The sequence below is a fragment of the Mesorhizobium sp. P3_A9 genome, assembly GCF_056402975.1.
On the sequence record NZ_JBFUGJ010000010.1, the window covers coordinates 1 to 21,073 of the forward strand.

At 62.6% G+C, this 21,073-nt stretch carries 25 protein-coding genes; 11 read left to right on the top strand and 14 right to left on the bottom strand.

Annotation, left to right across the window (positions count from 1 at the left end):
* Positions 1–73: 73 nt before the first annotated feature.
* From AC1DX0_RS03345 to AC1DX0_RS03370, 6 genes are all read right to left on the bottom strand, one after another.
* On the bottom strand, positions 74–319 hold the full coding sequence (locus AC1DX0_RS03345) for a YMGG-like glycine zipper-containing protein (RefSeq protein WP_477223207.1): 246 nt from the start codon (positions 317–319) through the stop codon (positions 74–76).
* A gap of 83 nt (positions 320–402) precedes the next feature.
* Positions 403–729 (bottom strand): hypothetical protein, encoded by a 327-nt coding sequence (locus AC1DX0_RS03350; protein WP_477223208.1) that lies wholly within the window; start codon positions 727–729, stop codon positions 403–405.
* A gap of 133 nt (positions 730–862) precedes the next feature.
* Positions 863–1,039, bottom strand: a complete 177-nt coding sequence (locus AC1DX0_RS03355) for a hypothetical protein (protein WP_477223209.1) — start codon at positions 1,037–1,039, stop codon at positions 863–865.
* 113 nt (positions 1,040–1,152) lie between these two features.
* Entirely contained in the window at positions 1,153–2,184 is a 1,032-nt protein-coding gene (locus tag AC1DX0_RS03360) for a sensor histidine kinase (RefSeq protein WP_477223210.1), read from the bottom strand.
* Positions 2,185–2,371: 187 nt separating this feature from the next.
* Positions 2,372–2,536, bottom strand: coding sequence for a DUF1328 domain-containing protein (locus AC1DX0_RS03365; protein WP_027031438.1), 165 nt, complete (start codon positions 2,534–2,536; stop codon positions 2,372–2,374).
* A 204-nt stretch (positions 2,537–2,740) separates the two neighbouring features.
* The gene (locus AC1DX0_RS03370; protein ID WP_477223211.1) at positions 2,741–3,535 is read right to left on the bottom strand and encodes a response regulator; all 795 of its coding nucleotides are present in this window, start codon (positions 3,533–3,535) and stop codon (positions 2,741–2,743) included.
* Positions 3,536–3,757: 222 nt separating this feature from the next.
* Between AC1DX0_RS03370 and AC1DX0_RS03375 the strand changes: the two genes are divergently transcribed.
* Both AC1DX0_RS03375 and AC1DX0_RS03380 read left to right on the top strand, forming a co-directional pair.
* Positions 3,758–3,961 carry a NepR family anti-sigma factor gene (locus AC1DX0_RS03375; protein WP_477223212.1) on the top strand — a complete coding sequence of 68 codons (204 nt, stop codon included), beginning with the start codon at positions 3,758–3,760 and terminating at the stop codon, positions 3,959–3,961.
* 3 nt (positions 3,962–3,964) lie between these two features.
* Entirely contained in the window at positions 3,965–4,516 is a 552-nt protein-coding gene (locus AC1DX0_RS03380) for an RNA polymerase sigma factor (protein WP_010911883.1), read from the top strand.
* Between the two features lie 42 nt (positions 4,517–4,558).
* Here AC1DX0_RS03380 and AC1DX0_RS03385 read toward each other — a convergent pair whose 3' ends face one another.
* Complete coding sequence (locus AC1DX0_RS03385) at positions 4,559–5,008, bottom strand: response regulator (protein WP_477223213.1); 450 nt, start codon at positions 5,006–5,008, stop codon at positions 4,559–4,561.
* A gap of 80 nt (positions 5,009–5,088) precedes the next feature.
* On the opposite strand from AC1DX0_RS03385, the gene AC1DX0_RS03390 reads away from it, so the two are divergent.
* The 3 genes from AC1DX0_RS03390 (at position 5,089) to AC1DX0_RS03400 (ending at position 6,770) form a co-directional block, all read left to right on the top strand.
* On the top strand, positions 5,089–5,850 hold the full coding sequence (locus AC1DX0_RS03390; protein WP_477223214.1) for a Crp/Fnr family transcriptional regulator: 762 nt from the start codon (positions 5,089–5,091) through the stop codon (positions 5,848–5,850).
* A 123-nt stretch (positions 5,851–5,973) separates the two neighbouring features.
* Positions 5,974–6,300 (top strand): ElaB/YgaM/YqjD family protein, encoded by a 327-nt coding sequence (locus AC1DX0_RS03395; RefSeq protein ID WP_095201311.1) that lies wholly within the window; start codon positions 5,974–5,976, stop codon positions 6,298–6,300.
* An 11-nt stretch (positions 6,301–6,311) separates the two neighbouring features.
* The gene (locus AC1DX0_RS03400) at positions 6,312–6,770 is read left to right on the top strand and encodes a hypothetical protein (protein ID WP_477223215.1); all 459 of its coding nucleotides are present in this window, start codon (positions 6,312–6,314) and stop codon (positions 6,768–6,770) included.
* A 30-nt stretch (positions 6,771–6,800) separates the two neighbouring features.
* Here the strand turns inward: AC1DX0_RS03400 and AC1DX0_RS03405 are convergent, their stop codons facing one another.
* Complete coding sequence (locus AC1DX0_RS03405; protein ID WP_477223216.1) at positions 6,801–8,333, bottom strand: sensor histidine kinase; 1,533 nt, start codon at positions 8,331–8,333, stop codon at positions 6,801–6,803.
* 136 nt (positions 8,334–8,469) lie between these two features.
* Here AC1DX0_RS03405 and AC1DX0_RS03410 point away from each other — a divergent pair, with 136 nt between their 5' ends.
* Positions 8,470–8,643: a hypothetical protein gene (locus AC1DX0_RS03410; protein WP_477223217.1), complete on the top strand. Its 174-nt coding sequence runs from the start codon at positions 8,470–8,472 to the stop codon at positions 8,641–8,643.
* Positions 8,644–8,672: 29 nt separating this feature from the next.
* On the opposite strand, the gene AC1DX0_RS03415 is transcribed toward AC1DX0_RS03410, so the two are convergent.
* Positions 8,673–9,593, bottom strand: coding sequence for a diacylglycerol/lipid kinase family protein (locus AC1DX0_RS03415; RefSeq protein ID WP_477223218.1), 921 nt, complete (start codon positions 9,591–9,593; stop codon positions 8,673–8,675).
* Between the two features lie 280 nt (positions 9,594–9,873).
* On the opposite strand from AC1DX0_RS03415, the gene AC1DX0_RS03420 reads away from it, so the two are divergent.
* Positions 9,874–11,196 (top strand): PRC-barrel domain-containing protein, encoded by a 1,323-nt coding sequence (locus AC1DX0_RS03420; RefSeq protein ID WP_477223219.1) that lies wholly within the window; start codon positions 9,874–9,876, stop codon positions 11,194–11,196.
* Positions 11,197–11,306: 110 nt separating this feature from the next.
* Here AC1DX0_RS03420 and AC1DX0_RS03425 read toward each other — a convergent pair whose 3' ends face one another.
* A complete protein-coding gene (locus AC1DX0_RS03425; protein WP_477223220.1) occupies positions 11,307–12,866 on the bottom strand; it encodes an alkaline phosphatase family protein in 1,560 nt (519 codons plus the stop codon).
* A 225-nt stretch (positions 12,867–13,091) separates the two neighbouring features.
* On the opposite strand from AC1DX0_RS03425, the gene AC1DX0_RS03430 reads away from it, so the two are divergent.
* The 4 genes from AC1DX0_RS03430 to AC1DX0_RS03445 all read left to right on the top strand — a co-directional run bounded on the left by AC1DX0_RS03430 (position 13,092) and on the right by AC1DX0_RS03445 (position 16,155).
* The gene (locus AC1DX0_RS03430; RefSeq protein ID WP_477223221.1) at positions 13,092–14,024 is read left to right on the top strand and encodes a VOC family protein; all 933 of its coding nucleotides are present in this window, start codon (positions 13,092–13,094) and stop codon (positions 14,022–14,024) included.
* 4 nt (positions 14,025–14,028) lie between these two features.
* On the top strand, positions 14,029–14,649 hold the full coding sequence (locus AC1DX0_RS03435; protein WP_477223222.1) for an alpha/beta hydrolase: 621 nt from the start codon (positions 14,029–14,031) through the stop codon (positions 14,647–14,649).
* A 2-nt stretch (positions 14,650–14,651) separates the two neighbouring features.
* Positions 14,652–14,951 (top strand): GNAT family N-acetyltransferase, encoded by a 300-nt coding sequence (locus tag AC1DX0_RS03440; RefSeq protein WP_477223223.1) that lies wholly within the window; start codon positions 14,652–14,654, stop codon positions 14,949–14,951.
* Positions 14,952–15,096: 145 nt separating this feature from the next.
* A complete protein-coding gene (locus AC1DX0_RS03445) occupies positions 15,097–16,155 on the top strand; it encodes a dipeptidase (protein WP_477223224.1) in 1,059 nt (352 codons plus the stop codon).
* Positions 16,156–16,162: 7 nt separating this feature from the next.
* Here the strand turns inward: AC1DX0_RS03445 and AC1DX0_RS03450 are convergent, their stop codons facing one another.
* Genes AC1DX0_RS03450 through AC1DX0_RS03465 form a run of 4 tightly spaced genes read right to left on the bottom strand, consistent with a single transcriptional unit; the run spans position 16,163 to position 20,863 of the window.
* Positions 16,163–16,426: a hypothetical protein gene (locus tag AC1DX0_RS03450; protein ID WP_477223225.1), complete on the bottom strand. Its 264-nt coding sequence runs from the start codon at positions 16,424–16,426 to the stop codon at positions 16,163–16,165.
* Between the two features lie 2 nt (positions 16,427–16,428).
* A complete protein-coding gene (locus tag AC1DX0_RS03455) occupies positions 16,429–17,688 on the bottom strand; it encodes an aminomethyl transferase family protein (RefSeq protein WP_477223226.1) in 1,260 nt (419 codons plus the stop codon).
* A gap of 3 nt (positions 17,689–17,691) precedes the next feature.
* The gene (locus AC1DX0_RS03460; protein WP_477223227.1) at positions 17,692–19,257 is read right to left on the bottom strand and encodes a phytoene desaturase family protein; all 1,566 of its coding nucleotides are present in this window, start codon (positions 19,255–19,257) and stop codon (positions 17,692–17,694) included.
* On the bottom strand, positions 19,244–20,863 hold the full coding sequence (locus tag AC1DX0_RS03465; RefSeq protein ID WP_477223228.1) for a phytoene desaturase family protein: 1,620 nt from the start codon (positions 20,861–20,863) through the stop codon (positions 19,244–19,246). The genes AC1DX0_RS03460 and AC1DX0_RS03465 overlap by 14 nt, the downstream gene beginning before the upstream one ends.
* Positions 20,864–21,073: the final 210 nt, after the last annotated feature.

Genomic DNA, 21,073 nt, shown 5'->3' on the forward strand with positions numbered 1-21,073 from the left:
GACGTAAAGGCGTTCCAAGCGAGAAAATCCGGAGACCAGCGGACCGGTCCCCGGATCGACTGTTATCGCCGAATTAGTTGCAGCGGGCGATGTAGATATTGCCGTGCCTATCACGATACTTGCATCGGCCGTTCTGCAGCCTGCGGACCAGCAGGCCGGACCCGGCACCGACAGCCGCACCGATCAGCGCGCCCTTGCCGCCGCCGACCAAGCCGCCGATACCGGCGCCAATCAAGCCGCCGCCGACAACGTTCTCCTCGGTCGAGGTACAGCCGCTGACGGCAACCACCGCAGCCATGGCAATAATAATCTTCCGCATAGAGTCACTCCTCACTTTGTGTCCACACTTTGGTAAGCTCCGACAGCCATTTAGCACGAAATGACGGCCTTTGCTGCTGGAATTTATTGTTGGCTAAGATAGTCTTTTTCTGGGCGCATTGCGTTCGATGCCATGACCAGGCTGGAAATTGCCAGAGAGGCATCAAGGTTACCATCCGGACGCACATTCCAGACGATCTGATCATAGTCATCCTCGAGCGCGGGATCGACAGCGAGACATTTGGCGACGATACGCTGTGCCTGTCCCTGCACGTCGCCCATGGCAAAGGGGCGCTCTGCGGTACATTCGTCGGCGGTTTCGAAAATGCTCACCGGCACCTGCAACTCACGGCACTCGGTCATCGAATTGGTGCAACCGATGACAAGCAAAAATGCAGCGATGTGTTCCATGGCGACATGCCCTCTCGCCGCAATAACGACCCACATCGGTCAAAAGTTCCTGAGCGGGTGGGGTGACACGCGAATAAATGCCGCTGCAGCAAGCGGTTAAACACCACGCACTATTGCCGGCAGCAGATTTCGGTCAGGTCAGCTGGAACAGGGCGATGAGGAGGATTGTCGCGGCCGCCGCCAGGACGATGCCCCACAGCAATGTGTGATGCGGCTGGGGAAGCGTTTCCGCGGATGCTTCAGGATCCTGGAATTCGCCCATCGAAATACGGGCGGCCTGTTCCAGTCTGTTCATGTCGGCGACTGTCAAGCATTCCTCCCCACACCGTGCCGCAACCCGGCGGATTGCGGCGGTATCTGGGTAAAACAGCATCCGCTCTTATGGTGAACAGCCGGTTAAGGATCGTTGTTGCCGCAGGCGGCTCACTGCGTCTCGAAATTGCTGTGCGGGACGACAAGGCGGTATTCGAGGTGGCCGTCCGCGATGTCGAGGCTCGCGGTTCCGCTCAGGGATGCCGGCACCACCCGCTCCAGCGCGACGCTGCCGAAGCGCTTTTGATTGCGACCGGCATCGGTTCCGATGGTTTCGGCCCATGTCAGCGACAGGGCGACTTCCCCAGTGGCGGCGGTGTTGAGATTGGCGGTCACTTCGACGAATCCATCTTGCCGGGACAAGGCGCCGTAACTGACCGAGTTGACCGCAAGTTCATGCATCGCCAAGCCGATATGCAGGGCGGCATTGGGATTGAGATAGGGGTTGGCGCCCCGGAAGCGAAGGCTGTGCGATGTGTTTGTCCCATAACGGCCGACCTGGCCCATCACCAGTTCATGAAGGGCCGCACCGCGCCAGTTCGAGGAGGTCACCAGATCCTGGGACGAGGCCAGCGACTGCAGCCGGCCGCGAAAGCGGGTCAGGAAGTCGCCGATGCCGTCGGAATAGCGACCGGTCTGGGTCGCGATGCTCTGGATGATCGCCAGGAGATTCTTCGAGCGGTGGCTGACCTCGCGCAGCAGCGTTGTCAGTGTCTGTTCGCGCCGCTTCTGCTCGGTGGTCTCGACCATGGTGGTGACGACACCTTGCACGTCGCCGGCGTCGCCCCGGTCGGCATCGACCCAGACCTGAAACCAGCGGACGCCATTCTCGACCGGAACACTGATCTCAAGGCGCTCCGGATTGCCGGTCGCGACCACTTCGCGCTTGGCGGCGCTGATGCGGTCGGCCTGCGCCACCGGCAGTATGCCATTGCCGTCGGCACTGTCCGAAACCCAGGGGGCGCGCATGTTGCGGGCCCAGACGGTTTTCATGTCGCGATCCTGATAGAGGACGGAAATGCCGGCATTGTGGAGTGCGTGGAGAAGAGCCCGGCCAAGCTGCATGCCACTTTCGGCAGGATGCAACGCGATGACTTCGTCGCTCCGTGTGTTTCCCTCTTTATCTGCAGTCCTGGAACGCATCGGTCAATCTGTCCACCCAACTCAGGCTGAACGGCCCACTCTCAAATGGGTTCCCAAAATGAAATCGCCGAGCAGCCTCCAAAAAGGTCCGCCGGACGGTGTCCCTTTGAAGGATACCGCCCGGCGGTGGCTGGAAACCGTTTGAGGGGTGCGGCTTCCAGTGTTCGCTCGAATAGGCGCGTTCGCGTCACGCCCGCTTGAACAGGCCGGCCAAAAGCGAAATGACCAGGAAGGCGAGAAAGATGAAGAACAATATCTGCGCTATGCCGGCAGATGTACCGGCGATGCCGCCGAAACCAAGCGCGCCGGCTATGATCGCCACGACAAGAAATACGAGCGCCCAGTAAAGCATGGTTCATCTCCTTCCGAATGGTGCAATAAAAACGTGGGTGGATGCGGTTTGTTCCACCCTTTGCCGAAAAAGACGGTGCTTGCCAATGGTTCGGGCGGAGCCCCACGAAATTTTCGGTGATAGGTTCGGCCTAAAAAAGGCCGCCCGATGCATGGCATCAGACGGCCTTTGATTTCGTGTGCCCCTGCCAAAAAAGCAGCGAAACTATGCGGCAGCCTTCGCCTGGCGGTCGAAGAATAGTGCCTGGCTGATCAGCGCCTTGACCATGTCGGGGTTGAACGGTTTGGTCACCAGGAAGGCCGGTTCGGGGCGCTCGCCGGTCAGCAGGCGCTCGGGGAAGGCAGTGATGAAGATCACCGGCACCGAGGTTGACGACAGGATCTCGTTGACCGCCTCGATGCCCGAACTGCCGTCGGCGAGCTGGATGTCGGCCAGCACCATCTTCGGCCGTGTCTTGGCGAACATCGTTACCGCTTCGGCGTGTGTGCGCGCCGTTCCAACGACACGATGACCGAGGCTCTCGACCATCTCCTCGATGTCCATGGCGATCAGCGGTTCGTCCTCGATGATGAGCACGTCGGTCGCCACCTGGCGGGAAATCTCATTGCTTGCCTGGGCAAGCAGTTCGGAGAATTGCTGGTCGCCGACGTCCAGTATCTCTGCCGCCTCGTCCTCGCTGAAGCCTTCGACGGCAACCAGCAGGAAGGCCTGGCGGGGCAGGGGTGCGATCGCGTTGAGATTGGCGGCGGCGCGCTGCTCCCACGCCGATTGTGCCTGCTCCTGCGGCACGCGGATGGCGATCGAGGTGAAGAGTTTGGCGAAGACCTTGTAGAGCGCGATACGGTCGCTCGAGGCCTCGGGGAAAATATCGACGTCGGCGATGATGGCCTCAAGCATCGCGGCGACCAGCGCGTCGCCACTCTCTTGCGATCCCGATACGGCGCGCGAGAAGCGGCGCAGGAACGGCAGGTGCGGTGCGATGGTGGCGGATAAACTCATGGTAAGACGTCTCCCTCAGAATGACGTGATTGCATGGATTGCAGGTCAAGCTGATTGCAAGCCCCGCTAATACAACGCCGGTTTTCCGAAAAAGTTCCGCCCATATGGAACGAATAGGCGGGAACGGCGTTTGGTGTCGGGATGGGCAACCAGACGAGGGTGCCGCTTGCCTTGTGTTGAGTTGGATATGAGCGGCCTGGGTACTGGGAATATAAGGGCGAAATGAAGGATATGACGAAAGATATTTTGGCTGGCGCCGCGGGCAGGCGCCGGAACGGAGTAGGCGACCCGCTAGGGGCTAACTCCGAAATCGGGCGGAAACTCAAACAATATTACGACGAGCTGGTTTCCGACGACGTGCCGGATCGCTTTGCCCAGTTGCTCAGCCAATTGGAACAGACCGAACCCGCACAGAAGAAGGACTGAGGCATGGCCGCGGTCTCCCAAGGCTTCAAGACCGATCTGCTTGGGGCAATCCCGAGCTTGCGGGCCTTCGCCGTTTCGCTGACGCAGAATGCCGACAAGGCCGACGACCTCGTTCAGGAAACGCTGGTCAAAGCCTGGGACAAGCACGAGAGCTTTCAGCCCGGCACCAACCTCAAGGCATGGCTTTTCACCATCCTGCGCAATGAATTTTATTCGCAGATGCGCAAACGCGGCCGCGAGGTGCAGGACAGCGACGGCATCATGACGGCCAGGCTTGCCGTGCATCCGGCCCAGCACGGCCAACTAGACCTCAAGGATTTTCGGGGCGCTCTCGAGCAATTGCCGGAGGATCAGCGCGAGGCCATCATCCTCATCGGCGCATCGGGCTTCTCCTACGAGGAGGCCGCGGAAATCTGCGGTTGCGCGGTCGGAACGATCAAGAGCCGCGTCAGCAGGGCCCGCACCCGCCTGCAGGAAATCCTGAAGATATCCGGCGAGGACGAATATGGTCCCGATGCGATCTCGGCTCAGGTCACGGGGACAGCGGCACACTGATGTGAGGTCCGGATTTCGCAATCCGGACCTGCCGCATCAATATCACCCCGGAGAACCGCGTCCATAGGCCAGCGCCACCGCTTCGACGAGATCGTCGCCTGAATAGGGTTTGGTGACCAGCCTCACCCCTGGAAAGGATGCCTTGATCTCGTCCGCGTCCGAATAGCCGGAGGCAAACACGAAAGGGAAGCCGGTTTCACGCAAGCCAGCGGCGAATTCGAGCGTCGAGGTGCCGCCCAGCATCAGGTCGACGATAGCCGCGTCGAATTGCGTTGCGACCTTTCGGTCGTCGATCTCCGTGAGGTCCCGGGCGATCACCACCTCTTGTGCACCATGGTCGCGGCAAAGCTGCTCGACATCCATGGCGATGAGGAATTCGTCCTCCAGGACAAGAATCCGCAATCCGTCAAGCAATGTGGGCACAGGTGGAGGCTCCTTGAAACGCCGGGAGTCATGATCGCTATTGCGTGTGTTGTCATTTAAAAAAGACATGCCTTCTACCCCGGAACTCCGATCCCGGCAAAGCGTTTAAAACAGGCCTGCTGATGAGCAGGCTTTCGAAGAGGGTCGAAATGCCAAGCCAGAATGGGCGTGCTTTATCCGGCCGACAGTATCCTTGCGAGAATTGTCCTTTGCGGCCATTGCCGGTTTTCCGGGAATTCGAGAAGGAGGAACTGGCTTTCATCAGCAAGTTCAAAAAGGGGGAACTCGCGGTCGACAAGGGCGCCACGGTGCTGGTCGAGGGGAGCCACAGCGCCCATCTCTACACGGTGCTGTCCGGCTGGGCGTTTCGCTACAAGCTGTTGCCGGACGGTCGTCGACAGATTCTCAATTACCTCATGCCTGGCGATCTCATCGGCCTGCAAGGCAGCGTCATGGGGGAAATGCAGCATTCCGTCGAGGCCTTGTCGCCGATGCTGCTCTGCGTCTTCGAGCGCGACAATCTGCACGAGCTCTACCGCAGCCATCCGGGCCTCGGCTACGACATCACCTGGATCGCATCGCGTGAAGAACGCATGCTGGATGAGAACCTGCTCAGTGTCGGCCGCCGCAGCGCCATCGAGCGCGCCGCCTATCTGATTGCTTTCATAGCCAGCCGTGCAAAGGTTGTCGGGCTGAACGGCAAGCAATCCATCCAGATACCGATCACGCAACAGCATATCGCCGACACGCTTGGCCTGTCGCTGGTTCACACCAACAAGACGATTCGCAAGCTCATGGACCGTAAGCTGATCCTCTGGCGCGATGGTGGCTGCGAGGTCGTCGATATCGAGGGGCTCAAGTCGCTCGCCGGCTGGGAAGGGCTGGGCGAGGGCCGCCGGCCGCTGATCTGACGAAGCGCCTTCGCCACGGGTTGGCGATTGGTGCACGCTAGCGTTTTCGGCTAGTTTGTCCCGATGCCGGAACCTTGAGACGCACGGCGCGTTTGAAATCGAGCAATCACAAGGAGTTAAGCAATGGCAACCGCCGCAGGGAAGACCGCCAACGAAGCGCGTGCGAATTCGGACCTCGAAGCCGACATCCGGCAGTTGAAGGCCGACATCGACAAGCTGACCAAGCAGTTGGCCAAGACCGGTGAACATGGCTATGGCACTGCCCGCCGCGCGGCCACCGAGGGCGTCGAGCAATTGCGCGCGCAGGGCGAAGCGGCGTTTGACAACCTTCGCGGCAGTGCCAAGGATATAGAGGCGCAGCTGCTGGCCAATGTCCGCGAAAAGCCGGTGACGTCGCTGGCGATCGCCGCCGGCGTCGGCTTCCTCTTCGCGCTGCTTGCGCGTCGCTAGTCCCGCCTGAGATGGGTTTGCTGGCATCCCTGCTCTCGGGTTTCGCCTCGGGTGAAACCGTGGCCGCCATACGCCGTGCGCGCACGGCGGCCATCATGTATGCGCTTGCCGCGCTGGCGGCATTCTGCGGTCTCGGCTTCCTGGTCGGGGCAGCTTATATCTGGGCCGCCGCCCGCTATGGATCGTTCGCGGCGGCGCTTGGGTTCGGTGTCGGCTTTCTGGTGATCGCCGGCCTCGTTCTTCTGGTCCATCGGTTGATGTCCGGCGCCCGTGCCCGCCGCGCGGCGAGGCGGCGCAACGCCGACATGAAGGCGCTCGGCATCACGGCAGCACTTGCCGTGCTGCCGGCATTGCTCAAGGGAAAGGGTGGCCTCGGTGTCATTCTCGGCCCGGCCGTGGCGCTCGCCGCCTATGCCATCTATCGTGAGAATGTGAAGCCCGACGATCCGGATGCCGGCGAGGGGAAGTAACGTCGGCGCCCGCCTCGGATCAAAGCTCCGTCACTTCGACAGATCTTCCAGCGGAAGCGATATTTCGGCGAAGACGCCCTCCGGCCGGAACTCATGGGTCACTTCGCTTGAAATGACCTTGGCAAGGCTGCGGCGGATGAGGATCGAGCCGAAGCCGTGCCGCTCGGGCGGGGCGACTTCAGGGCCGCCGCTTTCGCGCCACGTCAACACCAGGCGCCGGTCACCCTTCCTGCCTTGTGTCTTCCAGGCGAGATCGACCTTGCCCGATGCAACCGACAGCGATCCGTATTGCAGCGCATTGCTGGCCAGTTCGTGCAGGATCAATCCGAGGCCGACTGCCTGGTCGGGCGACAGCAACAGGTCGGCGCCGGAGATCGTGATGCGCGGCTGGTCGGCGGTGTCAAAGGGCCTGATCTCTATCTGGACGAGCTCGCGGATGCCGATGCCACGCCACTCGCGGTCGGACAAGAGATTGTGGGCGATACCCAGCGCCTGAAGCCGGGCGCCGAAGGCTTCGAGGAATTCGCTCGGCTGGCGGGCATGACGCACGGTCTGCGTCGCCAGCGCCTGGACGGTCGCCAGCGTGTTCTTGACGCGGTGGTTGAGTTCGCGCAGCAGGAGCCGCTGCCGCTCGTCGCCCAGCTTGCGTTCGGAGATGTCGTAGTTGACGCCGAAGATCAGTGTCGGCTTGCCGTCGCCGTCGCGCTCGATGACACGGCCGCGTGTCGCCACCCAGCGTGGCGGATGAAAGCCTTTCACCCGGTATTCGCCAAAGTAGTCGTCACTGCCGGACAAGGCATCGCGAAAGCGGGTTTCGGTCTGGTAGACGTCGCGCGGATCGATCGCGGTCAGGATGTCGCGTGCGCGCAGCCGGGTCGAGCGCGGCAGGTCGAACAGCTCCGACAGCCGGACATCGCATTCGATCATGTCGGTGCGGATGTCCCATGCCCAGCTGGCGAGCGAGGCGGCGTCGAGCGCGATGGCGCGCCGTTTTTCCTCACGCGCCAGGGCGGCCTCGGCGATGGCGCCGCTGCGGGTCGCGTCCTTCAAGGTGAACAGGCTGGCGGCAAGGCCTGCCAGCGTCTTCAACTGGTCGAGCTTGGCCTGTGATGGAAAGGCATGCGGCTCGTGGTCGAGCACGCATAGCGTGCCGATCCTGGCACCTGCCACCACCATCGGCGCGCCGGCATAGAAGCGCACATGATGCTTGCCAGTGACCAGCGGGTTGGCTTTGAAGCGTGGGTCCGCCGTGGCGTCCGTCACCACCATGGGCTCGTCGCCGGCGGCGATGGCGTGGGCACAGAAGGAGATGTCGGTGGCGGTCTCGGTTTCGTCGAGGCCAACGCACGACTTGAACCATTGCCGCTCAAGATCGACCAGCGTAACCAGGGCGATCGGCGCCTGCATGACGGCCGCAGCAAGGCTGCTGATGCGGTCGAAGTCCGGGTCGGCCGCCGTATCCAGCATCTCCAGCCCGTGCAGCACGGACAGCCGGTCTTCGGCATTGACGGCAAGCGCCACCTCGGCCGGCAGGCCCGCCCCTATTTCCGCCTTGCTATTCAAGCCAATCCCCAATGCCTGGCTCCCGCCGTCTTACCCCATGGGTCCGGCTTCCTCGGAACCATCCTAACAAGGAACCGTTACCCGACCGTGATTTGCCGAGCGGGCTGGCGGGGGCAAAACGAGACAAGGATCCACCATGACCAAGATCATTCCTCAGGACAAAGCGCGTCAGGGCCGGTGGGGCTGGCACGGCCTTCGTATCCTGATCGCCGCGCTGCTTCTGGCCTTCGCCGCCTGGGGCATCGCTGAAATCTATGGTGAAGCGGCCAAGACGCCGGCGACGGAGCAGGGAAATGCGTCGGGCGGCTAGATCTTCGGCCGTCATCGTTCGAGATCGCATCAGGCCGCCTTTGCCGCGGCAATGCTGGCCGGCACCAGGACATTAAGCGCGCCAGGCCGAATTTCGATCGTCGTCTCGCGCTCCAGCCTGACCAGTTCGCCATCCATGACGGCGCGGAACTTTCTGCTGCCGGAATGGATTTTCAGGACGGTGCGGTCGGATTGATGGATTTCGACATGTTCGTTGTCGCGCCATTTGCCGCGCGCCACATTGAACAGGAATTTCACCAGTTCGGCGCGCTGCTGCGCCACCGTGACATAGATGCCGAGCACGCCACCCGAAGGGTTGTCGGCATAGGGCAGGTGGCCTTCGCCGAACAGATTGTTGGTGACGCCGATGCCTGAGATGCGCGCCGTTATCTCGGCTTCGCCGATGCCGAGCGTAACGTTCATCGCCGGCGGGTTCTTGATCGTCGCCCACGCTGCCTTCGCCGAAGCCCCGATCTTGCCCAGGCGCGAGCCGAACTCCATCCCCTGGCGCAACTGTACCATCCTGGCATGCATGCCGATCGAGAACTGGTGGATGAACGGCCGGCCGTTGGCCGTGGCCATGTCGACGGCGATGATTTCGCCGTCGGCGAAGGACTTCAGCGCGGCGTCAAGCGACTGTGGAATGCCAAGGCCACGCGCGAACAGGTTCATGGTGCCTGCCGGCAGTATGGCAAGCGCTTTTTCCTTACCCATCAGCCTGGCGGCCGCCGCTGAAATGGTTCCGTCACCGCCACCGGCCAGCACGACATCGACGGCGCGGCGCGAAGCAGCATCGTTGAGCGTTTCCACCACCTCCTTGCCCGCAACCACATCGATGCTCAAGGAGTGGCCGGCGCTTTCCAGCGTCTGACGCATCCTGTCGGAAAAGGCGGCGAGGTCAGTGGTGCGCAAAGTGCCGCCGTCCCGGTTCAGCACCGCCGCAAATTTCATGCCCCACTCCGTTATGCCAGCCCAAAACAGGCCGGGAAAACCCAGCCGCAGGCTGAAACGTGGCGATGCAGGAAAGGTTCCGTCTGAAGGCGCAATTCCGCGCGTGTTCTTCAACTCTGTGCAACCGCTCCGTGTTTTTGGCCGAGAAATCCCCGCCAGTTTTGTCGGAACAACGGCATGGTCACAACGTTGTGAACCCGTAGAGATGCCGCGCCAAGGTTCTCAACGACACTTTAGACCGGACGCGGCTTGCACCAATCACGCATCAGGAGAGACCATCATGATCCGCACCCTTTTAGCCACGACCGCACTCGCAACGCTGATCGCGACGGGCGCCTTTGCGCAGACCGCGACGACCCCGGCTCCGGCCGCCGCGCCGTCCGTCCAGGAGCCTGCGGCCACCGCTCCGGTGCCGCGCGCCGAAGGCAGCATCGTCACCAACATCATCGGCGAGACCGTCTATAATGGCACCGCCGATGATGCCGAGAACATCGGCAAGGTCACCGATGTCGTCTTCGACAAGGATGGCATGGCGAAATCGGTTGTCATCGGCGTCGGCGGCTTCCTTGGCGTTGGCGCAAAGAACGTTGCCTTCGACTACGACAAGCTGCAATGGGCCGAGAAGAACGGCGACCGCTGGCTGGTTGCCCAGACAAGCAAGGACGAACTGACGGCGCATCCGGAGTTCGACAGCAAGCCCTACGGACCGGCAACGGCGCCTGCCACGTCTACCGACGCAGCAGCACCGGCGGCGCCAGCGACCACGGATACCGCACAGGCGCCTGCCGCCGCCCCGGCCGAGCCGGTGAAGCGTTCCGATGGCAACCTTGCCACCAACATCATCGGCGAGACCGTGTACAACGGCACTGGCGATGACGCGCAGAACATCGGCAACGTCAACGACATCGTGCTGAGCAAGGACGGCAAGGCCGAATCCCTTGTCATCGGCGTGGGTGGCTTCCTTGGCCTAGGCGCCAAGAACGTCACCTATGATTTCAGCAAGGCACAGTGGGCGGAGAAGGACGGCGACCGCTGGCTGGTTGCGCAGACCACCAAGGAAGAGCTGCAGGCGCAGCCGGATTTCAACCGCAAGGCCTATGACCCGGTGCCGGCAACGACGGCTTCCAATGAGCCTGCGGCAACAGCTCCAGCCGCGACCACGGCTCCCGCCGCGGCACCAGCGGAGAAGACTGCCGAGGCGCCAGCGGCTACGGCCCCTGATGCCGCCGCTCCCGACCAGACACAGACTGCAGCCATCGACAAATCGACGCTGACGGAGATGCCGGTCGGCGAGATCAGGGCCGACGATCTAAAGGGCGCGACGGTCTATGGCGCCAATGACGCCAAGGTCGGTGAGATCGGCGATGTCGTGCTGGCGCCTGACAAGAAGACCGATGCGGTGATCGTCAATGTCGGAGGCTTCCTTGGCATCGGCGAGAAGGAAGTGGCGCTCGGCATGGATAACCTCAAATTCATGACCGACAAGGACGGCAAGAAGTACCTCTACACCACCTTCACGAAGGAACAGCTCGAGGCACAGCCTGCCTATGACAAGGGCAGCTATGCCGAGAAGCGTGATCAGCAACGGTTGATTGTGCAGTAGGGCAGTAGGGCAGTAGGGCAGTAGGGCAGTAGGGCAGTAGGGCAGTAGGGCAGTAGGGCAGTAGGGTGCGGCGTCGATGCGGGTACACCCAAACATACTGCCTTACTGCCCTATTCCCTTACTGCCCTGCTGACATGTCCAACCACGCCATTTTGCGTCAGCTCCGCCAGCGCCAGTGACTGGTCGAGATGCTCGGCGCGCCAGGCGAGAAGCCGCTCGGCGAATTCCAGACGGGTGGACAGGTGGGCAGGGCTGGTGGCGAGGTTGGTCAGTTCGCTAGGGTCTGTTTCGACGTTGAAAAGCAAGGGTGGCAAGCCGCCGCCAAAATGCACGTATTTGAATTTTTTGGTGCGGATGACTGCGAGGTTGCACTGGCGCGAGGCAATGCCGAAGTGCTGCTCGGGCTCGCCGCCGGCGATCGAGCGGAAATCGAACTCCCAATGCGCGGCGTCGCGCCAGATAACGGGAGTTCCGCCGCTCAGGAATGGTTTCAGCGAGTGTCCGTCGAGATGCGGTTCTGGGGCTTCGCCAAGCAGATCTATCAGTGTGGGCAAGATGTCTACCGCTTCGGTGAAGCGATCGACCGTGCTGCCGGCCGCCTTGCGATGTCGCGGATCGCGAATGATCAGCGGGATGTGGTAGCTGCCGTCGAAGTAGCCGCCCTTGCCCAGCATGTAATGGTCGCCCATCATCTCGGCGTGGTCCGAGGTGAGGACAATGATAGTGTCGTCCCACGCGCCCGAAGCCTTCAGTGACTGCCATATCCGGCCAAGCTGTGCGTCGACCTCCGCGATCATGCCGTAATAAATCGCCCGGATGCGGCGGAAATCGTCCTCGCTCCAGTCGTGCACCTTGCCTGCGGCGCCGGGGCGGAATTTCGCGCGCTTCTGCCGGCTGAGATCATAGGCGAGATAGGGGTGGCTTTGCGCTTCGGCCCGCCAACTCTCCGCGCGGTGAAAAGCCGGGCCTTCGGCCGGATCGTATGACGTGTTGTAGGGCTCCGGGACGATGAAGGGTGGATGCGGGCTGATGAGGGAGAGATGCGCGAACCAGGGCGTGGCCTGCTCCTGCTCGCCGAGCCAGCGGATGAATTCACCGGCAAGGAAAGCCGTCGGCGTTTGGTCTTTCGAATAGATCGGCGGCGCCTCGGTCACTGCGTCAGCGTCCTCGTCCACGGGACGGTGAATGCCCGGAGATCCGGCGCTTGCATCGATGCCCTGCTGCTTCAGCCAGGACAGCCATTGCTTCTGGTGCTCGGGCAGCAGTTGCCGCGCCGTGAATCCGGGCAGCACGCCTTCATAGCTTTTCAGCCTTGGATCGTTGGGCGCCAGCAAGCGCGGATCGAGCGCCACGTCGGTGTAGCCGAACAGCGTCGGATCGTAACCGGTGGCCCGGGCATGCAGCGCGATGTTGCCGTGGCGGGCGTCGAGCGGCGAGCCGTTGCGGCAGACGCGGTTGTTCATCTGGTAGAGGCCGGTGTAGAGGCACGCGCGGGCTGGAGAGCACGGTGCGGCGCCGCCATAGTGGCGCTTGAACAGCATGCCCTCGGCAGCCAGCGCATCGGCGTTCGGCGTCTTCACCACGGGATGGCCGGCAGCCGACAGGCAATCGCCGCGCCACTGGTCGCAGGTGATCAGGAGAACATTCGGGCGCCTGGCTTTTCCTGTCACGCGCGATACCTTTCGCTGGATGGTCGAATGCCGTTCATGGAACCGATTTCCGGCAGCGGCGCAAGACCGTCCGCGTAGTCGATTGGTGAACAAATATCTTTTGATTGTTCACTTTTACAGCACAGTCCATTCTGTGTTTGCCGCCTTTGCCGCAAGCTGTCGTGTCCTCATATTGGCGTGGACAGCGGCAAGGGCCGCACAAACACCAAGGGAAGGAGCAAGACAATGCTCGACCAGATCAAGGGCCTGCATCACGTCACCTCGATGGCCAGGGATGCTCGGCAGAACAATGATTTCTTCACCCACAAGCTGGGCCAGCGTCGGGTCAAGAAGACAGTCAATTTCGACGCGCCCGACGTCTACCACCTCTATTATGGCGACGAGGCCGGCACGCCCGGCTCGGTGATGACCTATTTTCCGTTTCCAAACATCGGCAAGGGCCGCCACGGTGTCGGCGAAGTCGGCACCACGGCCTACTCCGTGCCGGAAGGGACGCTCGCCTATTGGGAAAAGCGCTTCGCTGATGAAGGCGTGGCCGGTGTTTCCCGCGAGGAGAGTTTTGGTGAGAAGCGGCTCAGATTTGCCGGCCCCGACGGTGACGGTTTCGCGCTCGTCGAGGATAAGGCAGACGGCCGTGCGCCGTGGGCGAAAGGCGGCATTCCGACCGACGAAGCGATCCGTGGCTTTCACTCGGTTTCGCTCAGGCTGAAGGATGGCGGCGCCACCGAGGAGCTGTTGAAGTTCATGGGCTACGAGGAAGTCGATAAATCAGGCACTATCACGCGGCTTGCCGTGAAGAACGGCAATGGTGCCGATGTCGTCGACATCGAATCGCTGCCGACCGCGGCCTTCGCCGATCTCGGCGCCGGCTCGGTCCACCATGTCGCCTTCGCCGTCGAGAACCGCGCCAAGCAGCTCGAAGTGCGCAAGGCGTTGATGGACACGGGCTATGGGGTGACGCCGGTGATCGACCGCGATTACTTCTGGGCGATCTATTTCCGCACGCCGGGCGGCGTGCTGTTCGAAGTCGCCACCAACGAGCCGGGTTTCGACAAGGACGAGGACACCGCGCATCTGGGCGAAGCGCTGAAGCTGCCGACGCAGCATCAGCATTTGCGGCCCTATCTTGAACAGCACCTGCAGAAGCTGGAAGGCTAAGGCCATGAGCAAGGACGCTTACATCAATAAGATGCTGCCCGGTTCGCCGGGCGGCCCCTTGGTCTTCGTCTTCCATGGTACGGGCGGTGACGAGAGCCAGCTTCTGTCACTGGGACGCGATCTCGTGCCCCAGGCCACCATCATCTCGCCACGCGGCGATGTATCCGAACACGGTGCGGCGCGCTTTTTCCGCCGCACCGGCGAGGGCGTCTACGACATGGACGATCTGGCGCGGGGGACGAGCAAGATGGCTGAATTCGTCAAGGCGCATGTCGAGGCAGCGAAGCCGTCGGCGGTGCTTGGCCTCGGCTACTCCAACGGCGCCAACATCCTGGCCTCATTGGTGTTCGCGGAGCCTGAGCTGTTCGACGCCACGGTGCTGATGCATCCGCTGATCCCGTTCGAACCGCAGGTGAAGGGCAGCCTTGCCGGCCGGCATATTCTGATGACCGCCGGCAAGCGCGATCCGATCTGCCCGCCGAACCTGACGACGCGGCTCGAGGCCTATTTGCGTGCCGATGGCGCCGATGTCACAGTGGAGTGGCACGAAGGCGGGCACGAGGTGCGGCCGAATGAAATCGAAGCGGCCCGGCGGCTCTTCGCCGGTGTCGCTCAAGGAGTGTAGAAATGCCCGACCAACTGCCCGAAATCGAACTGGAAGATCACGGCTCCAAGGGTCGCTATGTCCTGCGCGGACCCGGTGGCGCCGAGGCCGAGATGACCTTCACCAAGATCGGCGAACACCAGATCATCATCGACCACACGGAAGTGCCGGATGCGTTTCGCGGCCAGGGTGCCGGGCTTCGGCTCGTCACCCGTGCCGTCGAGGATGCGCGGGCAGTGGGTAAGAAGATCATCCCGCTTTGTCCCTTCGCCAACGCCCAGTTCCGCCGCCATCCTGAATGGGCCGACGTGCTGAAGCTGTAGGGGCGCGCAGGCACTTCGTCGATCGGTGTGCATGGGAAGAAGGGGCGGTCGCGGCAGCCGATTGGCTTTGTAATTTGCCGCGACCGGATATCTTGCCTAGATATGATATATCGCCGTGCCGACAAACGAAGTGAATGATCCCCCTATGACCGAAACAGACCTCGTCCCCGTCTTCGACGGCCACAACGATACGCTGCTGCGACTTTATCAGTCCAAGGACACGGACGTCGAAAAGCTGTTCATCGAGGGGAAATCGGGCGGCCATATCGATCTGCCGCGCGCCAAGACCGGCGGCTTTGCCGGCGGCATGTTCGCGATCTTCCCGCCGCCGGTCGAGAAAGCCAGGCGCAGCGCCGTGCCCTTGGCACCGAGCGACAGCGAGCCGCTGCCGCCGGAGGTGCCGCGCGCTGATGCGCTCAATTCGACGATCGCGATGGCCTCCATCCTGTTTCGGCTGGAACGCGCCGGAGCGTTGGCTGTCTGCCGCACTGCCGCCGACATACACAACGCCATGGCCAAAGGCACGATTGCCGCGGTGTTCCACATCGAGGGCGTCGAGGCGATCGATCCCGAACTCACCATGCTCGACGTGCTGCATGCCGCCGGCCTGCGCTCGCTCGGCATCGTCTGGAGCCGGCCGAATGCGTTCGGCCACGGCGTGCCGTTCCGCTTTCCGTCTTCGCCGGACACCGGCCCGGGTCTGACCGATGCCGGCAAGGCGCTGGTCAAGGCCTGCAACGAGCTGAAGATCGTGATCGATCTTTCGCACCTGAATGAGAAGGGCTTTCGCGATGTCGCTGCGCTGAGCGATGCGCCATTGGTCGCCACCCATTCCAACGTGCATGCGCTCTGCACCCATTCGCGGAACCTCACCGACTGGCAGCTCGGCGCGATCCGCGAGTCCGGCGGCATGGTGGGTCTGAATTTTGCGACCGGCTTCCTGCGTGAAGACGGCCGCATGAATGCCGATACCAGCCTCGACATCATGGTGCGCCATGTCGATTCTTTGCTGCAGGCGCTGGGTGAGGATGGCGTCGGTCTCGGCTCGGATTTCGACGGCGCCATGATCCCGGCCGTCATCGGCGACGTTGCCGGCCTGCCGAAGCTGATCGATGCCTTGGCCGCGCGTGGCTTTGGCCGGGCGCTGATCGAGAAGATCGCCTATCGCAATTGGTTGAGCATGCTTGAGCGCACGATAGGCTGAGGCGACGCTACTGATCGAAGCCCACACGCTTCAGCCAGTCCTTGCCGACGCCACGGTCGCGGATGATCGGCAGCGGGTTTTCTGAATCGAGCCGCGCACAGATGCGGTAGACCTCGAGCGTCTCGGCACTCATCTCGTCGCGCTTGTAGAAGAACATGGCGGCGGCATAGCGGGTGCGGCCGGACCACTTCTCGCCGAGCGGGGTGTTGACCAGCTCCCACTGTTCGGCGACTTCCCCATCTTCTTGCAGCTTGTCGGCTTCGTCGGCCATGGTCAGAAATCCGCCGGCGGATTGGCGGTGCGACGATCGAGCTTGATGAACGGCCGTGGCACCACCTTGGCCCGCTTCATTAGCTTCTGATATTGCAGCTCGCGCATGGCATAGATCTCGACCCAGAGGTCCTCCACCATCGTATCACCGTACGGTCGCTCAAGCGAAGCGATGGCGATGTTGCGCTTGGCCATCGGCGACCACATGGCGGCGCTGACCAGCCCGACCTCCTGGCTTTTCTTGTAATAGACGATGGCGTGTTCGGCTGGAATGTTGCCTTCGATCTCCAGCCCGACCAACACATGGCGCAGCTTGCGTTTGGTACGCGCTTCGAGAATGGCGCGGCGGCCGTTGAAATGCCCCTTTTCCCGATCGATCATGAAGCCTAGGCCGATCTCGTCGGGCCTGCGCAAGCGGTCGGCGCGGATGGCATGCTCTGCGGTGGTGAAGTCGGCATTGGCAACGATCAGTCCGGCCTCCAGCCGCGCGCGGTTGAGCGCGGTGTAGCCGATGGCGCGGATGCCGCGCAGTTCGCCTGCCGTCATCAACCGGTCCCACAGGCTCAACGCCTTGTCGGCCGGCACGAAGAGTTCATAGCCGAGATCGCCGGTGAAGCCGGTGCGCGAGATCGTGACGGTGCCGCCGTCATGCGGGAAATCGGCGAGGTCGAATATCTTCAATTTCTCGACGCCGGCAAAGCCGGCATCGCGCAGCACGGCAAAGGAGGTTGGCCCCTGCAACGCCAGGCCGGCGACCGCCTCGGTTTCCTCTTCGACGATGACGTCGAAGCCGATGCCGCTGTCGAGCAGCCAGGGCAGATGTCGCTCCTGCGAACACAGGCGGAAGCGTGTCGGCGATAGCCGGAACAGCGTGCCGTCGTCGAGGACAAAGCCCTCGTCGTCACACCACGCTGTGTAGTGGACGCGGCCGGGTTTGAGCTTAGTGACATCGCGCAAGGTGACCCGACCGAGGAAGGCCTCGGCTCCCGGCCCCTCAATCCGGTATTTGGTCATCGGCGAGATGTCGAACAGCGCCGCCTGGCTACGGATGGCGAAGTACTCGAGCTCCTCATCCCACAGCGAATGCGGAGCGCGGTAGCCGGCCCAATTGTACCAGTCCTGGGTTTTGGCCAGCGCATCGATGCGCGGCTGGAATGGCGTGCCGAGGCGCAGCGTTCGGAAATGCGATTGGGCGGCGATGCGGGCGGAAACAGCCGCATCGGCTGTCTTTGCAACGGGCTTCTTCCTGGTTGCCTGAGCCATGGCCTACCCCTTCATCGCGATGATGCGCCGTGCGGCATTGAGCCCGGGTGCGCCGGAGACGCCGCCACCGGGGTGCGAGCCGGCGCCGGCCAGGAACAGTCCTTCGAGCGGCGTGTCGTAGCCGGACCAGCCGGCCACGGGCCGCGAGATCAGCATCTGGTCGGCCTGCAATTCGCCGTGGTGCCAGTGACCGCCCGGCATGCGGTAGCGCGTCTCGATATCGGCCGGCGTCAGAAGCTCGGCGTGGACAACGCTCTTGCCGATGCCGGGCGCGAAAACCTCGAGCTGCGCCATAACTGCCCTAAGGAATTTCGGCTTGCCGGCGTCCCAGCCCTCCTTGAGAGCATAGGGGGCGTATTGCACCACCGCCGACAGCACGCAGGCGCCGGCGGGTGCGAGCGACGGGTCGGCGAGCGAGGGCAGCGTGATCTCCATCACCGGTTCGGGTGAGAATTCGCCATATTTGGACGGGTTGAAGGCGCGCTCGACATGATCGGGCGAGGGCGCGATGACCAGCCGGCCCTTGTGGCCGGCTGCATCGACGCCGGTGAACTGCGGCTGCCGGTCGAGCGCCAGATTGAGCTTGGCGGCATCGCCCTTCATGCGGATGTTTTTCACCTTGCGCACGAAGCCGGTGTCGATCTCGCGCGGTCCAACAAGGTCGAGGAAAGTGGTTGCCGGGTTGATGGCCGAGACAACGGTCCTGGCGCGCAGCTCCTCACCGGTGTCGAGCACGACGCCGACGGCGCGGCCTTTCTCGACGATGATTTTTGCTGCGGTAACCGATGTGCGGATGGTGACACCGGCCTGTTCCGCCGAAGCGCCAATGGCGGCGACGACAGCGCCCATGCCGCCTTGCGGCACGACCTGCGCACCGGTTGCTCCGCCGGTCTCGCCGGCGAGGCGATAGTAGAGGCCGAGCAGCGAGGTCGGCGAGCGCGGGCCGAGATGGCTGCCGAGCGTCGCGTCGAAGGCGAGCAGGCCCTTCAGCCTGATGTCGGCAAGCTGCTCGTCGAGCAGGTCAGCGACGTTCATCAGCAGCACGCGCAGGAAGTCGCGCATGTCTTCCTTGCCGAGCTTTTTCAGGGCCAGCGCCGTCTGGCCGAGGGCAGCGGTCTCGAGCAACGACATGCCGGCGAGATCGGGAGGCCGGCGCGACAAGAAAGGTTTCAGGATGCCGGCATAGCGCAGCAGCTGTTCGCGTAATTCCTTCCAGGCGGATTGCTCGGAGGAACTGGCGCCGGTCAGCACCTCGCCATAGGCGCCATGCAGCATCAGCGGCGGGCCATCCCTGGACAGGGCTACTGACGGCAGGAAGTCCGCGCGGTTAAATTGCAGCCCATGCTTCTCCAGTTCCAACGTCTTCACCACATCGGGATGCAGACGATTCAGCAGATGTGCGACTGACGACGCGCGAAAGCCCGGAGCGAATTCCTCGGTGCGCGCTGCGCCGCCGACTTCGCTTCCAGCCTCCAGCACCAGCACCTTGCGGCCGGCTTTGGCCAGCGTGGCAGCGGCGACGAGGCCGTTGTGGCCGCCGCCAATGACGATTGCATCAAATGACGTCATGGGCCGGGCTCATATGCGAGGTGGATTTGGCGAGATCGCGCAGGATTTCAGCGGCTGCATTGCGGCCCGGCGCGCCCATGACGCCGCCGCCGGGATGGGTCGAGGAACCACACATATAGAGGCCGCCGACCGGGGAGCGGTATTGCGCGTAGCCCGGCACCGGGCGGTTGAACAGCAGCTGGTCGAAGGTTAGTTCGCCCTGAAAAATGTTGCCCTCGGTGAGGCCGACCTCGGCCTCGATCTCGCGCGGCGTGCGCACTTCCATGTGGACAATGCGGTCGCGAAAACCCGGCGAGTACTCAGCGATCTGCGCAATCACGCTTTCGGCGAAACCGTCGCGATCGGCATCGGTCCATTCTCGGCCGTTCACCTTGGGCGGTGCGTACTGCACGAAGCAGCTCATGAAATGTTTTCCCGGCGGCGCCATCGTTGGATCGAGCGTCGTTGGGATGACCATGTCGAGGAAGGGATCGGCCGACCAGCGCCCGGCCTTCCAGTCGTCATAGGCGCGCTCCATGCGCTCCATCGAATCGGTGAAATGCATGTCGCCGCGATAGACCGGCGAGTCCTTCGGCAGTGCCGGGAATTCCGGCAGCGAATCGAGCGCGATGTTGACCTTGCCCGACGAGCCACGGATCTTGAAGTTCTTCACCCGGCGCAGGAAAATGTCGGGGAGTTCCTTTTCCTCGACCAGCTTCAGGAAGGTGCGCTTTACGTCGGCATTGGAGACGACGAGCTTGCCGTAAATCTCCTCGCCGCCGGCCAGAACCACGCCCTTGGCCTTGCCTCGGTTCACCAGCACATGGTCGACCTCGGCGCCGGTGCGGATGGTGCCGCCAGAGGCCTTGAAAGACGCGGCCAGCGCCTTGGTCACCGCGCCCATGCCGCCGCGCGCATAGCCCCAGGCGCCGACCGAGCCGTCGACCTCGCCCATATAGTGATGCAGCAGCACATAGGCCGTGCCGGGCGACATCGGCCCGAGTGCTGTGCCGATGATGCCTGACAAAGCGAAGTTCGCCTTGATGACATCGGTCTCGAAATATTCGTCGAGGAATTCCGAGATCGACATGGTCCAGAAGCGCAGCGTCAGCGCCATTTCCTCGGCCGACAGGCCGGCGAACTTCTTCCCGAGATAGAGCAACTCACCGAGGTCGCGCGGCTTGAGGCTGGTCGGATCCGGGGCGGTGCGCATCAAGAGCGGTTGGATGAAACGGCACTGCCGCGTCACGTCGCGGGCGTAGCGGTCATAGGCTTCGGCATCGCGCTTGGAGAAGCGGGCGAATTCGCGCCGGTGCGCATCGTGGTCGCGGTAGTTGGCGAGGTAGTCGCCGTCGCGGGTGAATACCGCGCCGCCCTCATAGGAAATGACCTGCAGGCCAAAGCGCGGCAGTTCGAGGTCGCGCATGATCTCGGGGCGGAACAGCGAACAGACATAGGAGCAGTTGGAGTAGAGGAAGCCCGGCGTCAGCTCGCGGCTGGTGGCGGCACCGCCGACCCATTCGTTCTTCTCGACCACCAACACGTCGAGCCCGGCGCGCTGCAGATAGCCGGCATTGACCAGACCGTTGTGTCCGCCGCCGATGATGATCGCGTCCCAAGCTTTCATTGTGCCCTAATCTCTTTGTTTCTACGCAATTCCCAAGGGAAAGCGCCGCGCTTTTCCCGGGAAAACCGCTCACACTTTTCCTGGAATTGCTCTGTACGGCCCGCTGTTCATTTTTGCGTGATCTGTTCCCGAATGCGCGGAATTTGGCATGGTTTCAGCCGTTCTGTCTAGCCATACTGAATGAATGTTCAACAAATGATGTTGCGTTTT

Bases quoted from the DNA above. Each gene is read 5' to 3' on its own strand.
- AC1DX0_RS03345 (WP_477223207.1), bottom strand. From the start codon at position 319: ATGCGGAAGATTATTATTGCCATGGCTGCGGTGGTTGCCGTCAGCGGC.
- AC1DX0_RS03350 (WP_477223208.1), bottom strand. From the start codon at position 729: ATGGAACACATCGCTGCATTTTTGCTTGTCATCGGTTGCACCAATTCG.
- AC1DX0_RS03360 (WP_477223210.1), bottom strand. From the start codon at position 2,184: ATGCGTTCCAGGACTGCAGATAAAGAGGGAAACACACGGAGCGACGAA.
- AC1DX0_RS03365 (WP_027031438.1), bottom strand. From the start codon at position 2,536: ATGCTTTACTGGGCGCTCGTATTTCTTGTCGTGGCGATCATAGCCGGC.
- AC1DX0_RS03370 (WP_477223211.1), bottom strand. From the start codon at position 3,535: ATGAGTTTATCCGCCACCATCGCACCGCACCTGCCGTTCCTGCGCCGC.
- AC1DX0_RS03375 (WP_477223212.1), top strand. From the start codon at position 3,758: ATGAAGGATATGACGAAAGATATTTTGGCTGGCGCCGCGGGCAGGCGC.
- AC1DX0_RS03380 (WP_010911883.1), top strand. From the start codon at position 3,965: ATGGCCGCGGTCTCCCAAGGCTTCAAGACCGATCTGCTTGGGGCAATC.
- AC1DX0_RS03385 (WP_477223213.1), bottom strand. From the start codon at position 5,008: ATGTCTTTTTTAAATGACAACACACGCAATAGCGATCATGACTCCCGG.
- AC1DX0_RS03390 (WP_477223214.1), top strand. From the start codon at position 5,089: ATGCCAAGCCAGAATGGGCGTGCTTTATCCGGCCGACAGTATCCTTGC.
- AC1DX0_RS03395 (WP_095201311.1), top strand. From the start codon at position 5,974: ATGGCAACCGCCGCAGGGAAGACCGCCAACGAAGCGCGTGCGAATTCG.
- AC1DX0_RS03400 (WP_477223215.1), top strand. From the start codon at position 6,312: ATGGGTTTGCTGGCATCCCTGCTCTCGGGTTTCGCCTCGGGTGAAACC.
- AC1DX0_RS03410 (WP_477223217.1), top strand. From the start codon at position 8,470: ATGACCAAGATCATTCCTCAGGACAAAGCGCGTCAGGGCCGGTGGGGC.
- AC1DX0_RS03415 (WP_477223218.1), bottom strand. From the start codon at position 9,593: ATGAAATTTGCGGCGGTGCTGAACCGGGACGGCGGCACTTTGCGCACC.
- AC1DX0_RS03420 (WP_477223219.1), top strand. From the start codon at position 9,874: ATGATCCGCACCCTTTTAGCCACGACCGCACTCGCAACGCTGATCGCG.
- AC1DX0_RS03430 (WP_477223221.1), top strand. From the start codon at position 13,092: ATGCTCGACCAGATCAAGGGCCTGCATCACGTCACCTCGATGGCCAGG.
- AC1DX0_RS03435 (WP_477223222.1), top strand. From the start codon at position 14,029: ATGAGCAAGGACGCTTACATCAATAAGATGCTGCCCGGTTCGCCGGGC.
- AC1DX0_RS03440 (WP_477223223.1), top strand. From the start codon at position 14,652: ATGCCCGACCAACTGCCCGAAATCGAACTGGAAGATCACGGCTCCAAG.
- AC1DX0_RS03445 (WP_477223224.1), top strand. From the start codon at position 15,097: ATGACCGAAACAGACCTCGTCCCCGTCTTCGACGGCCACAACGATACG.
- AC1DX0_RS03450 (WP_477223225.1), bottom strand. From the start codon at position 16,426: ATGGCCGACGAAGCCGACAAGCTGCAAGAAGATGGGGAAGTCGCCGAA.
- AC1DX0_RS03455 (WP_477223226.1), bottom strand. From the start codon at position 17,688: ATGGCTCAGGCAACCAGGAAGAAGCCCGTTGCAAAGACAGCCGATGCG.
- AC1DX0_RS03460 (WP_477223227.1), bottom strand. From the start codon at position 19,257: ATGACGTCATTTGATGCAATCGTCATTGGCGGCGGCCACAACGGCCTC.
- AC1DX0_RS03465 (WP_477223228.1), bottom strand. From the start codon at position 20,863: ATGAAAGCTTGGGACGCGATCATCATCGGCGGCGGACACAACGGTCTG.